Source organism: Kitasatospora sp. UYEF31, from assembly GCF_057291755.1.
The window spans coordinates 1-12,620 of record NZ_JBXAWK010000099.1 but is presented as its reverse complement, the minus strand read 5'-3'; the positions used below and the strand labels follow the sequence as shown (position 1 = coordinate 12,620).

Annotated in this window: 10 protein-coding genes; 3 read left to right on the top strand and 7 right to left on the bottom strand. The window is 69.2% G+C overall.

Annotated elements, in window-relative coordinates; translation table 11 throughout:
* Window positions 1–122: 122 nt before the first annotated feature.
* The 5 genes from AC0Z36_RS28395 to AC0Z36_RS28375 form a co-directional block, all read right to left on the bottom strand.
* Window positions 123–929, bottom strand: coding sequence for an Fpg/Nei family DNA glycosylase (locus AC0Z36_RS28395; RefSeq protein WP_485465942.1), 807 nt, complete (start codon window positions 927–929; stop codon window positions 123–125).
* Between the two features lie 82 nt (window positions 930–1,011).
* Window positions 1,012–1,494: a ribose-5-phosphate isomerase gene (locus AC0Z36_RS28390; protein WP_485465941.1), complete on the bottom strand. Its 483-nt coding sequence runs from the start codon at window positions 1,492–1,494 to the stop codon at window positions 1,012–1,014.
* 92 nt (window positions 1,495–1,586) lie between these two features.
* On the bottom strand, window positions 1,587–2,213 hold the full coding sequence (locus tag AC0Z36_RS28385) for a hypothetical protein (protein WP_485465940.1): 627 nt from the start codon (window positions 2,211–2,213) through the stop codon (window positions 1,587–1,589).
* A gap of 226 nt (window positions 2,214–2,439) precedes the next feature.
* Window positions 2,440–3,036, bottom strand: a complete 597-nt coding sequence (locus AC0Z36_RS28380; RefSeq protein ID WP_485465939.1) for a biotin transporter BioY — start codon at window positions 3,034–3,036, stop codon at window positions 2,440–2,442.
* A gap of 266 nt (window positions 3,037–3,302) precedes the next feature.
* Window positions 3,303–4,697, bottom strand: coding sequence for an aldehyde dehydrogenase family protein (locus AC0Z36_RS28375; RefSeq protein WP_485465943.1), 1,395 nt, complete (start codon window positions 4,695–4,697; stop codon window positions 3,303–3,305).
* Window positions 4,698–4,885: 188 nt separating this feature from the next.
* On the opposite strand from AC0Z36_RS28375, the gene AC0Z36_RS28370 reads away from it, so the two are divergent.
* Entirely contained in the window at window positions 4,886–5,515 is a 630-nt protein-coding gene (locus tag AC0Z36_RS28370; RefSeq protein ID WP_485465938.1) for a superoxide dismutase, read from the top strand.
* A gap of 183 nt (window positions 5,516–5,698) precedes the next feature.
* Here the strand turns inward: AC0Z36_RS28370 and AC0Z36_RS28365 are convergent, their stop codons facing one another.
* On the bottom strand, window positions 5,699–6,139 hold the full coding sequence (locus tag AC0Z36_RS28365; protein WP_485465937.1) for a hypothetical protein: 441 nt from the start codon (window positions 6,137–6,139) through the stop codon (window positions 5,699–5,701).
* Window positions 6,140–6,226: 87 nt separating this feature from the next.
* Entirely contained in the window at window positions 6,227–6,859 is a 633-nt protein-coding gene (locus AC0Z36_RS28360; protein ID WP_485465936.1) for a mycothiol-dependent nitroreductase Rv2466c family protein, read from the bottom strand.
* Window positions 6,860–7,070: 211 nt separating this feature from the next.
* Between AC0Z36_RS28360 and pepN (AC0Z36_RS28355) the strand changes: the two genes are divergently transcribed.
* Entirely contained in the window at window positions 7,071–9,602 is a 2,532-nt protein-coding gene (gene pepN, locus AC0Z36_RS28355) for an aminopeptidase N (RefSeq protein ID WP_485465935.1), read from the top strand.
* Between the two features lie 336 nt (window positions 9,603–9,938).
* Window positions 9,939–12,503 (top strand): aminopeptidase N, encoded by a 2,565-nt coding sequence (gene pepN / locus AC0Z36_RS28350; RefSeq protein ID WP_485465934.1) that lies wholly within the window; start codon window positions 9,939–9,941, stop codon window positions 12,501–12,503.
* Window positions 12,504–12,620 lie beyond the last annotated feature (117 nt).

Sequence of the window (12,620 nt, the reverse complement as noted above, 5' to 3'; positions counted from 1 at the left end):
GCGCGGGGTTTCCCCCACGCCCCGGCGCGGTGTTTTGGTTTTGTGTCCGGCCCGGCTGCCCCCCCCCCCGGGTGGGGTTGGGGTTTTTGGGGCGGGGGCCCGCCCCAAAAACCCCAAGACCATTACAGCTGGCAGGTCGGGCACCAGAAGAGGTTCCGCCCGGCGATTTCCTTCGTACGGACCGGCGTCCCGCAGATCAGGCACCCCTGGCCGGTGCGGCGGTAGACGTAGACCTCGCCGCCGTGGTCGTCCTTGCGCGGTGGGCGGCCCATGGCCTCCGGGGTGTGCTCGGGGCGGACGGTGTCGATGCGGTTGTTCCGCGCGCCCTCCCGCATCAGCGCTACGAGGTCGGCCCACATGGCGTCCCAGGTCTCCTTGTGGAGCTTGTTCCCCGGGGTGTCCGGGTCGACGTTGAACCGGAACAGCACCTCGGCGCGGTAGACGTTGCCGACACCCGCCAGGATCTTCTGGTCCATCAGCAACTCGGCCACGGAGCGCTTCTGGCGGCTGACGATCCGCCAGGCGGCGTCCGGGTCGGCGTCAGTGCGCAGCGGGTCGGGGCCGAGGCGGGCGTGGACGAGCTTCTTCTCGTAGCCGCTGATCAGCGCGCACGTGTTGGGCCCGCGCAGGTCTGCGTACGCCGTGTCCGAGGCGAGGCGCAGCCGGATCATGCCCACCAGCGGCGGCTCCGGGGCCTCGCCGGTCTCCAGTTTTCCGTACAGGCCCAGGTGGATGTGGATCCACCGGTCGCCGGGGAAGCCCACGAAGAGGTGTTTTCCATGCGCGTCGGTGCCGGTGACCCGGGTGCCGTCCAGGAGCCGGGCGCTGTCCGCGAAGCGGCCTTGCGGGCTGGTCACCCGTACGACGTCTTCTTTGAAGGTTGTTTCGAGGACGTCGGCGAGCCGGTGGATCGTATGGCCTTCGGGCACTGGTTCTCCCTCGCTTCGGGCTGGTCTCCAGCATAGGAAACGCCCCCGACAGCGCTTGGGCTGTCGGGGGCGGCGCCGGGGATCAGACTTCGTAGCCCGCGGGGTAGGCCGGCAGCTCGCCGGTGGTCTCGTAGGCGGTCAGCATGTCGATGCGCTTGGTGTGCCGCTCCGCGTCGGAGTACGGGGTCTCGACGAACGCCTGGAGGAACTTCACAGCCTCGGCCTCGGGGTGCATCCGTGCCCCCATGCTGAGCACGTTCGCGTTGTTGTGCTGGCGGCCGAGGGCCGCCGTCTCCTCGCTCCACGCCAGGGCGCAGCGCACGCCCTTGACCTTGTTGGCGGCGATGGCCTCGCCGTTGCCCGAGCCGCCGAGGACGACGCCCAGGCTGCCGGGGTCGGCGGCGACCGCTTCGCCCGCCCGCAGGCAGAACACGGGGTAGTCGTAGGCGTCCGCCTGGACGGTGGGGCCGCAGTCCACGGCCTCGTGTCCGTTGGCGTTCAGCCATTCGATGAGGTGCTGCTTCAGGTCGAATCCGGCATGGTCGGAGCCGAGGTATACGCGCATGGACAGCAGTGTGGCAGGCCGGGCGGGGAAGCTCATATCGAGGGGTTCTACATGTTGATCAGTACTGCCGCGGGGCGACGGCGGTCGGTCGGTCAGTACTGCGGCGGGGCGGCGGGCGGCGGCGGGTATCCCCCGGCCGGTCCCTGTGGGTAGGGAGTCTGCTGGTACGGGGTCGGCGGCTGGCTGTACCCGCCTCCGCTCCGGGAGTTGTAGGCGAGCGCGGCGACCAGGCCGGTGACCCAGCCGATCAGCAGGCCGTAGCCGGCGCCCACGGTGATGCCGTCCAGGAACGACGCCAGGCTGCGTCCGCCGCCCCCGCGGTAGGACCGCCTGGAGCCCGCGCCGGCGATCAGCACGACGGTGAATCCGTAGACCGCGCCGCCCAGGACGTGGGCGAACCAGCCGGACACGAAGACCGGGAACCCGCCCATGGTGTCCGGTAGCCGGCTCGCGGCCACGGCGAGCACGGCCCACACCGTCAGGATGAGCAGGATCACACCCATGAGCATGGCGGCCTGGTATTTACCGGGCATGTGCTCGAACCGGCCGGTTGCGGAGATCACCCACTGCGGATAGGCCAGCCGGAACAGGATCTGCAAACCGGAGTTCGGATCGTTACTGCCGTGCTCGAAGATCTTGATCAAAGTCCACTGGTTGGCGAACACACCGACCAGGAGCATCGAGGTCACCGTTCCCGCCCAGGCCACTTTGCGGTTCATCGGGGAATCACTGCGGGCATCTTCATGGACATCGCCTCCGGCCGTCACTGACTCTGTGAACGATCAACGCGCAGGGCCGGGTGCGGCTGAAGACGCACGAAGGGCCCTTGACCTGATCGCAACGTTGGTCGCGGTCGGGTCAAGGGCCCTTCAATCCATAAGCCGGTACGGATCAACAAGCCGGTACGGATCAACAAGCCCAGGCGGATCAACACGCCCGGGCAGGTCAGCCCTTGCGGTTGACGAGCTTCCACGCGACCGGCAGCAGGCCGACCGCGAGGGCGATCTTCAGGCCGTCGCCGATGAGGTAGTTCTGCATGCCGATCTCGTACGCCTTGGTCATCGTGATGCCCAGGTCGTGGGCGAGGTACGTGACACCCACCGAGTAGATGACGGCGTTACCCAGGAGCATCGCCCCGGCCATCCGCAGGGGGCTGCGGTCGGCCCCGCGCTGGGCGAGCGCGCCGACCAGGACGGCCGCCAGGCCCATGCCGAGCAGGTAGCCGAAGGTCGGCATCGCGCTGCCGGAGGTGTGCTCGGCGAACCAGGGCAGACCCGCGACACCGGCGGCGATGTACAGCGCGACGGTGGCCATCGCGCGGCCCGCGCCGAGCACGGTGCCGACGAGCAGGAAGGCGAAGGTCTGCCCGGTGACGGGCACCGGCGAGCCGGGGACCGGGATGGCGATCTGGGCGGACAGGCCGATGAAGCCGGCGGACGCGGCGACCAGGACGGCGTCACGCACCGCGGCACCGCGGAAGACGCGGGCCGGGACGAGGTCGGCCAGCACCCGGGGGGAGGTGGTGAGGGCGGCAGTGCTCATGGGGACTCCACACAGAAAGGACCGTTGCGGGACAGGTTCTGAACTTAGCCGACCGTTTATGACCGCGATCATGCTGTTGCCCACAACGTTCCCAGTCGAGTGTTGTCCTTCCTCACACTGCTCCGCCGGCTTCTCCGCGACTTTCCGCCGGCTCTTTGGTGATCATGGCTCCACTGCTGGCCTTACACGCATAAGTACGGCCACGGGGACCAGCAGTGGAGCCAGAACCGGCGCGGGGTGCCGGGTGATACACCCCACAGCGGCGGTTACAGCTGGAGCGACTTGACCTCGAGGTATTCCTCAAGACCGAAGCGGCCCAGCTCACGGCCGTTGCCGGACTGTTTGTAGCCGCCGAAGGGCGCCACCGGGTTGAACGCGCCGCCGTTGATCTCGATCTGGCCCGTGCGCAGCTTGCGGGCGAAGGCGACGGCTTCCTCCTGGGTGGCCGCCCACACCGCCCCTGACAGGCCGTACGGAGTGTCGTTGGCGATGCGCTCGGCCTCCTCCACGCTGTCGTACGCGATGACCGACAGGACCGGGCCGAAGATCTCCTCGCGGGCGATGGTCATGTCGGGGGTGACGTCGGCGAAGACGGTCGGGCGGGTGTGGAAGCCGGTCTTGACCCCCTCCGGACGCCCCGGGCCGCCCGCCACGGCGCGGGCACCCTCGGCCAGGCCCTGCTCGATGAACGACTGGACGCGGTCGAACTGGACCTCGGACACGATGGGTCCGAGCTGCCCGATCATGGCGTCGGCGGTCTGCGCGGCGAGCTCCACCACCTGCGCGTAGTCGTCGCGGTGCACCAGCATGCGGGTGCAGGCACTGCAGGTCTGGCCGGAGTTGAGGTAGGCGTTGCGGACGCCGCCGGTCACGGCCTTGTGGAGGTCGGCACCCGGCAGGATCACGTTGGCGGATTTGCCGCCGAGCTCCAGGCCGACGCGCTTGACGGTCTGCGAGGCCAGCTCCGAGACGCGCTTCCCGGCGCGGGTGGAGCCGGTGAAGGACACCATGTCGACATCGGGGTGCCCCGCGATGGCCTCGCCGACGACAGGCCCTGTGCCGGAGAGCAGGTTGACGACACCGGGCGGCAGGCCGACGGAGTCGAGGATCTCGAAGAACAGGAAGGCGGCCTGCGGGGCGACCTCACTGGGCTTCAGGACCACCGTGCAGCCGGCCGCGAGCGCCGCGCCGACCTTGTTGGTGATCTGGTGCAGGGGGTAGTTCCACGGCGTGATCGCGCCGACGACGCCGACGGGTTCGCGCACGATCAGCGAGGTGCCGATGCGTTCCTCCCAGGGGTACTCCTCGGCGAGCTGGACGAAGCTGCCCAGGACCGCGGCGGGCAGGCCGACCTGCACGGCCTTGGCGATCTGCGGCGGGGCGCCCATGTCCTGGGTGATGACCTGGGCGATCTCGCCCATGCGCTCGACGACCTGGTCGCGGACCTTGCCGAGGTAGGCGGCGCGCTCGGAAGGCGTCGTCTGCGACCACGTGGCGAAGGCCGTGTGGGCGGCTTTGACCGCCCGGTCCACATCGGCGGGCGTGCACTGCGGGACGGTCGCCACGACCTGTTCGGTGTTCGGGTCGACGACCTCGATCACCTCGGTGGACGAGGGGGCCGTCCACCGGCCGTCGATGTAGATCTGGTTGTACTCCCGGATCTGGGCCTTCTGCGTGCTTGCGGCTGTCATGCCGTCCACCACCATCCCTTTGCACGTGTCGACTGCATCCGTTCGGGAGCGTACGTCCGACCTGATGAAGAGTCACCCCATCCACCACTCCGGACCTCCTGTTGCGTAGGATTGCTTATTGCAAGTAGCTTGCAATTGATTTCCCGTTGGAGGTAGAGATGACCTACACACTTCCGGAGCTGCCGTACGACTACGCAGCCCTTGAGCCCGCCATCAGCGGGCACATCATCGAGCTGCACCACGACAAGCACCACGCCGCGTACGTCAAGGGCGCCAACGACACCCTTGAGCAGATCGCCGAAGCCCGCGACAAGGACGCCTTCGGCGGCATCGTCGGCCTGGAGCGGACGCTGGCCTTCCACCTGGCCGGGCACGTCCTGCACTCGATCTACTGGACGAACATGTCCGGCGACGCCGAGGCGGAGCCGGGCAAGGACGGTGCCCAGGGCGAGCTGCGCGCGGCCATCGACGAGCACTTCGGCGACTTCGCGAAGTTCCGCTCGCACCTGTCCAAGGCCACGGCGACCACGCAGGGCTCCGGCTGGGGCGTGCTGGCCTGGGAGCCGCTGGGGCAGCGCCTCATCGTCGAGCAGGTCTACGACCACCAGGGCAACATCGGCCAGGGCAGCATCCCGCTGCTGGTCTTCGACGCCTGGGAGCACGCGTTCTACCTGCAGTACAAGAACGTGAAGCCCGACTTCGTCGAGGCCATGTGGAAGATCATCAACTGGGAGGACGTCGCGAGCCGCTTCGCCAAGGCGAAGAAGGCCGGACTGCTGCTCGGCTGACGCTGTTTCGCCTGCTCCGATCCGCGGACTCTGTTCCGTGGAACACACCAAGATCTCCCGGCCTACATGGTGGCCGGGACCGGACTGCCTTCTCGTGATCGTCTTCCCGACATTCATGACGGCGGACCGCAGGGAGAGGGCCCCTCGCTTGCGCGGGGCCCTCTCAGTGCGTTTCCGATCGTTTCAGCGCACGCCGTACGTCCACTCCAGCCCGCGCAGCGTGAGCCACCAGTCGAGACTGTCCCGGCGCGGGATCAGCACCCCGTGCCAGTTGTTGGTGACGTCGAACTCCGTCACACCGGTGCGTTCCCACTCCGCTGCGGCAATGCGCCGCCATTCGTGGAAGTGCCGGACCAGCGGCCGGTGGAACGCGGGGGTGCGCAGCAGCCCCGCCGGGTCGATGCTGAGCGGTTCGCCGGTGCCGTCGAGGTAGTGGTCGAGGGCGCGGGCGGCTTCAGTGAGGCCGCAGAGCTTCCAGCCGCCGGCGACGGTCCGCAACCCGGCTTTAAGCGCCTTGTCGCGGGCGCGGGGCGGCTTCGTCGCGTACGGGGCGTTGTCATTGGGCGTGCGCGGGTCCGGTCGGCCGCGGCGGGCCGAACGCACCAGAGGTCGCACATGGTCCATCTGCTCATTGTCGCGGGGGCTACGGCGAAGGGCGCGCGGAGGCCCGGTTGAACCGGTCTCCACGCGCCCGGCGCGTCAGCGTGGCCGTCAGTCGAAGATCGGGCCGACCGTACGGGTCCGCTTCAGCTCGAAGAAGCCGGGGACCCCGGCGACGAGGACTGAGCCGTCCCAGAGGCGGCCGGCTTCCTCGCCCTTGGGCGCGGGGCTGACCACGGGGCCGAAGAAGGCGGTGCCGTTGACGCTGATGACAGGGGTGCCGACGTCCATGCCGACCTGGTCCATGCCCTCGTGGTGCGACGTGATCAGCGCCTCGTCGAGGGAGGTGTCACCGGCGGCCTCAAGGAGCTCCGCGGGCAGTCCTGCCTCGGCGAGGGACTCGGTGATGATGACGTCCCAGTCCTCCTGCTGGCCCAGGTGGCGGCGGTTGCCCATGGCCGTGTAGAGCGGCAGCAGCACCTTGTTGCCGTGGTCCTGCTCGGCCTTGATCAGCACCCGGACGGGGCCCCAGCCGCGCTCCAGCATCTCCTTGTACTGCTCCGGGATGTCGTCCCGGCCGGAGTTGAGCACGGACAGGCTCATGACGTGCCACTGCACATCGACGTCGCGGATCTTCTCGACCTCCAGCATCCAGCGGGAGGTCATCCAGGCCCACGGGCACAGGGGGTCGAACCAGAAGTGGGCGGTGTCGCGTGCGGGGGCCGTGGTGGCGTCTTCTGTCACTGTCGGGGTCCTCTCAAGGCAAGCGCGGGTCGTACCTAACCGGATGCAGCCCGTACTCACGTCCGGTTATTCCTCAGGCCCGGCCGGCCGGTCCAACGCGTTTTCCCCCGCGACGCGTGCTCAAAGCCCGTGACAGGATCGGGCCAGGACAACAGCCGCACCACCGTCCGCCGACAGCCGATAGCCGCTACAAGAACCTGGGAGCCGTTCAGTGCCCGGAAGGAACCTGACCCGCGAGGAGGCCCGTGACCGGGCCCGCATCGTTTCCGTCGAGTCGTACGCGATCGACCTGGACCTGACGCAGGGCGCGGAGACGTTCGCGTCGACCACTGTGATCACGTTCAGTTGCCCGGAGCCGGGTGGTGCGACGCACCTGGACCTGCTCGCGCCGCGCGTGCGCAGCGTCGTCCTCAACGGGCGGGAGCTGGGCCCCGCGGTGTACGACGGTTCCCGGATCGCGCTGGACGGGCTGGCCGCGCAGAACACGGTGACTGTGGTCGCCGACTGCGCGTATTCCCGTACGGGGCAGGGGCTGCACCGGTTCGAGGACCCCGCCGACGCGCGGGTCTACACGTACACCCATTTTGAACCGGCGGACGCCCGGCGACTGTACGCGAACTTCGAACAGCCGGACTTGAAGGCGTCGTTCGCCTTCACGGTCAAGGCTCCGGCGCACTGGACCGTGGTTTCGAACGGTGCGGAGAGCGGGCGCGCGGTCGACGGCGACGCGGCCGTGTGGACCTTCGAGCCGACGAAGCGGATCTCGACGTACATCACCGCGCTGGCTGCCGGTGAGTACCACGTGGTCCGTGATGTGTTCGAAGACGACGACGTCACGATCCCGCTGGGTCTGCTGTGCCGGCAGTCGCTGGCGGAGCACCTGGACTCCGAGCGGATCCTCACGGTCACCAAGCAGGGTTTCACCTTCTTCCATGACAAGGCGCAGTTCGGACTCGCCTACCCGTTCGGGAAGTACGACCAGGTGTTCGTGCCCGAGTACAACATCGGCGCGATGGAGAACCCGGGACTGGTGACCTTCCGGGACGAGTACATCTTCCGGTCGAAGGTGACTGAGGCGTCGTACGAGGGCCGGGCCAACACGATCCTGCACGAGATGGCCCACATGTGGTTCGGCGACCTGGTGACCATGGGCTGGTGGGACGACCTGTGGCTGAAGGAGTCGTTCGCCGACTACATGGGCACGGCGGCGTCGGCTGAGGCGACGGAGCACAAGGACGCGTGGGTGTCCTTCGCCAACCGGCGCAAGGCGTGGGCCTACCGGCAGGACCAGCTGCCGACGACGCACCCGGTCGTCGCGGACATCCGGGACCTCGAAGACGCGATGCTGAACTTCGACGGCATCACGTACGCCAAGGGTGCTTCGGCGTTGAAGCAGTTGGTGGCGTACGTGGGTCGGGACGCGTTCTTCGCGGGGGCGCGGGAGTACTTCACGGCGCACGCGTACGGGAACACCTCGCTCGGCGACCTCCTCGCGGCGCTGGAGAGCGCTTCGGGCCGCGAGTTGACCGAGTGGTCCCGGCTGTGGCTGGAGACCACCGGCGTCAACCGGCTGAAGCCGGAGGTCGCGGTGGACGGCACGGACACCATCAGTTCGTTCGCCGTGGTCCAGGAGGGCACGCCGCTGCGTCCGCACCGGATCGCGATCGGGTTCTACAACGGCCTTGAAGGTGAGCTCGTACGGACCGACCGCGTCGAGGTGGACGTGGTGGGCGCGCGGACGCTGGTCCCCGAGCTGGTCGGCCGGCCGCGCCCGGAGCTGGTGCTGCTCAACGACGACGACCTGACGTACTGCAAGGTGAGCTTCGACGGTGTGTCGACGGCGACCGTGCGCGAGCGCCTGCACCAGGTGCAGGACCCCCTCGCCCGCGCGCTGTGCTGGTCGGCGATGTGGAACCTCACCCGGGACGCGGACCTGCCCACCCGGGCCTTCCTCGAACTCGTGCTCAGGCACGCGGGGCGCGAGAGCAGCATCGGCGTCGTCCAGATGGTCCTCGACCAGTTGGAGACGGCGCTGGACCTCTACTCCGACCCGGCGCACCGGGCCGAGGGCCAGGTGCGGCTCGCGGACACCGCGCTCGCCGAGCTGCGCGCCGCCGGGGAGGGCTCGGACCACCAGCTGGCCTGGGCCCGGGTGTACGGAAGCGCCGCCGGCACGCCGCAGCACCTGGGTGTCCTGCGCGACCTGCTCGACGGGAAGGTGACCGTCGCCGGGCTGACCGTGGACGCCGAACTGCGCTGGGCCTGGCTGGAGACCCTCGCCGCGCACGCGGAGGTCACCGCCGCGGACATCGCCGCCGAGCTGACCCGCGACACCACGGTGGCGGGCCGCCAGCACGCCGCCGCGTGCACGGCCGCGTTCCCCACCGCCGCGGCAAAGGCCGAGGCGTGGCGCAGCGTGGTCGAGTCGGACGCGTTGCCGAACTCGATGGTGGACGCGGCCATCCGCGGCTTCGCCAAGCCGGGCCAGGCTGCCCTGCTCGCTCCGTACACGGAGGCGTACTTCGCGGCGCTGTCCGGTGTCTGGGCCGACCGGTCGATCGAGATCGCCAAGCGCATCGTCGTGGGGCTGTACCCGATCTGGACGCCGTCGCCTGAGCTGCTCCGCCGTACGGACTCGTTCCTCGCGGACGACTCGCTGCCGCCGGCGCTGCGGCGGCTGGTGCTTGAGCGGCGGGACGACGCGGCCCGGGCGCTGCGGGCGCGGGCGCGCGACGCCGCTTGATCCTGCCGGATTCGGTGGCGTTCAGCCGGATTCGGCTCGGTTCGGTCCGTTTCAGCTTGATTCGGCTCGGTTCGGCTTGATTCGGTCCGGTTCGGCTTGATTCGGCTTGATTCGGTTGGAGGTTCAGCCGGGGTCCGACTGGGGGTCCGACTTGATCGTTTACGGCCCGCTGTGTACCCGTACCTGCGGGCACGGGTACACAGCGGGCCGTCCGCATGAGTGCGGACAAGTGCGGAGGGCCGGACCGGCCCGGACCGGCCCGAACCGGCTGCTGCGCTCGCGGAGCGACCGTGGAAGGATCGCGGGAGCCATTCCGTGACAAAGGAGTCATCAGCTGTGCCTGGTACAAACCTGACCCGTGACGAGGCCCGCGAGCGGGCCCGCATCCTTTCCGTCGAGTCGTACGACATCGCCGTAGACCTGAGCGGGGACGGCGAGAACTACCCGTCGACGACGGTGGTGAAGTTCTCCTGCACCGAGCCCGGGGCGTCGACCTTCATCGACCTCATCGCGCCGGAGGTGCACCAGATCCTGCTCAACGGGCGGCACCTGGACGTCGACGAAGTCTTCCAGGACAGCCGGATCGCGCTGGACGGCCTGCAGGCCGAGAACGAGTTGCGCGTCGTGGCCTCGTGCCAGTACATGAACACGGGCGAGGGCCTGCACCGGTTCATCGACCCGGTGGACGGCAGGACGTACCTCTACACCCAGTTCGAGGTGGCCGACGCGCGCCGCGTCTTCGCGAACTTCGAGCAGCCTGACCTGAAGGCGACGTTCGCGTTCACGGTCACCGCGCCGCGCGACTGGGAGGTCGTCAGCAACTCGGAGACCCCCGAGTCGTTCGAGATGCAGATCGACGGCAAGGACGTCGGCATCTGGCAGTTCGAGCCGACGCCGCGGATCTCCACGTACATCACCGCGCTGGTCGCCGGCAGCTACCACGTGGTCCGGGACAGCTACACGGCCGCCGACGGCACGGTGATCCCCCTGGGGCTGTTCTGCCGCACGTCGCTGGCCGAGCACCTGGACCCGGAGAACCTCTTCGAGGTGACGAAACTCGGCTTCGACTTCTTCCTGAAGGAGTTCGACTTCGCGTACCCGTTCTCGAAGTACGACCAACTGTTCGTCCCGGAGTACAACGCGGGTGCGATGGAGAACGCCGGCTGCGTGACCATCCTGGAGGACTACGTCTTCCGGTCGAAGGTCACCGACACCATGTACGAGGTGCGGGCCGAGACGGTCCTGCACGAGCTGGCGCACATGTGGTTCGGCGACCTGGTCACCATGCAGTGGTGGGACGACCTGTGGCTGAACGAGTCGTTCGCGACCTTCGCGTCGATCATGTGCCAGGCCGACGTGACCCGCTGGACGAACTCCTGGGCGACCTTCGCCAACCGGATGAAGACGTGGGCCTACCGCCAGGACCAGCTGCCGTCGACGCACCCGATCGTCGCGGACATGCGGGACCTGGAGGACGTCCAGGTCAACTTCGACGGCATCACCTACGCCAAGGGCGCTTCGGTCCTCAAGCAGTTGGTGGCGTACGTCGGCCGGGACAACTTCATGGCGGCCGTACGGACGTACTTCAAGCGCCACGCCTGGGGCAACACGCAGCTGTCCGACCTGCTGACGGCGCTGGAGGAGACCTCCGGGCGCGATCTGAAGGCCTGGTCGGCGCAGTGGCTCCAGACTGCGGGCATCAACACCCTGCGCGCCGAAATCAACACCGACGTGGACGGCGGGATCACCTCCTTCGCGGTGCTGCAGGAGGCCCCGGAGGCGTGGCCGACCATCCGTGACCACCGGATCGCGATCGGTTTCTACGACCTCGACAACGCGGGCAAGCTCGTCCGCACGCACCGGATCGAGCTGGACGTCACCGGTGTCCGTACGGAGGTCCCCGACCTGGTCGGCCTGGCCCGTCCGGCCGTCGTGCTCGTCAACGACGACGACCTGGCGTACTGCAAGATGCGCCTGGACGAGTTGTCGCTGTCCGTCGTCACACAGCACATCGCGGACTTCGCCGAGCCGCTGCCCCGCGCACTGTGCTGGTCGGCGGCCTGGGACATGACGCGGGACGGCGAGCTGGCCACCCGCGACTACCTGGCGCTGGTGCTGGGCGGCGTCGGCCACGAGACGGACATCAACATCGTCCAGACCCTGCACCGGCAGCTGGGCACCGCCCTTGAGCTGTACACCGACCCGGAGTGGCGCGAGACGGGCCTGGCGCAGTACGCCGAGGCGGCGGAGCGGCTCCTGCGCTCGTCCGCCCCGGGCAGCGACCACCAGCTGGCATGGGCCCGTACGTTCGCCTCCGTGGCGACGGCCGACGCGCAGCTCGCGGTCCTGCGCGGCCTGCTCGACGGCACGGTGCCCGTCGACGGCCTCACGATCGACGCCGACCTGCGCTGGGCGCTGCTGTCCCGGCTGTGCGCCGTGGGTGCGGCCGACACCGCCGAGGTCGACGCCGAGCTGAAGCGCGACGGCACCGCCGCCGGGCAGCGGCACGCCGCGTCGTGCCTCGCGGCGCGGCCGACGGCCGGGGCCAAGGAGGACGTGTGGGCCAAGGTCGTCGAGTCCGACGACCTCCCCAACGCCGTCCAGGCCGCGGTCATCGGCGGGTTCGTGCAGGCCGGTCAGCGTGAGCTGCTCGCCACCTTCACCGAGCGCTACTTCGCGGTCATCGGCAAGGTGTGGAAGGAGCGGACGAACGAGATCGCCCAGCAGATCGTGCTCGGTTTCTACCCGTCCTACCAGGTGTCGCAGGAGACCTTGGACCGTACGGACGCGTGGCTCGCCGCCGCCGAGCCGGTTCCGGCGCTGCGCCGCCTGGTCGTGGAGTCCCGCGACGGTGTGGCCCGCGCGCTGCGGGCCCAGGCCAAGGACGCCGCCTCCGCGTGACGGGACGGGCCGCGGCGGGGCCCCCCCGCGGGGGGGGGGGCCCCGCCCCCCGCCCCCCCCCCCCCCCCCCCCCAAACCCCCCCCCCCCCCGGGCGGGGGGCGGCGACAGCCCGCGCC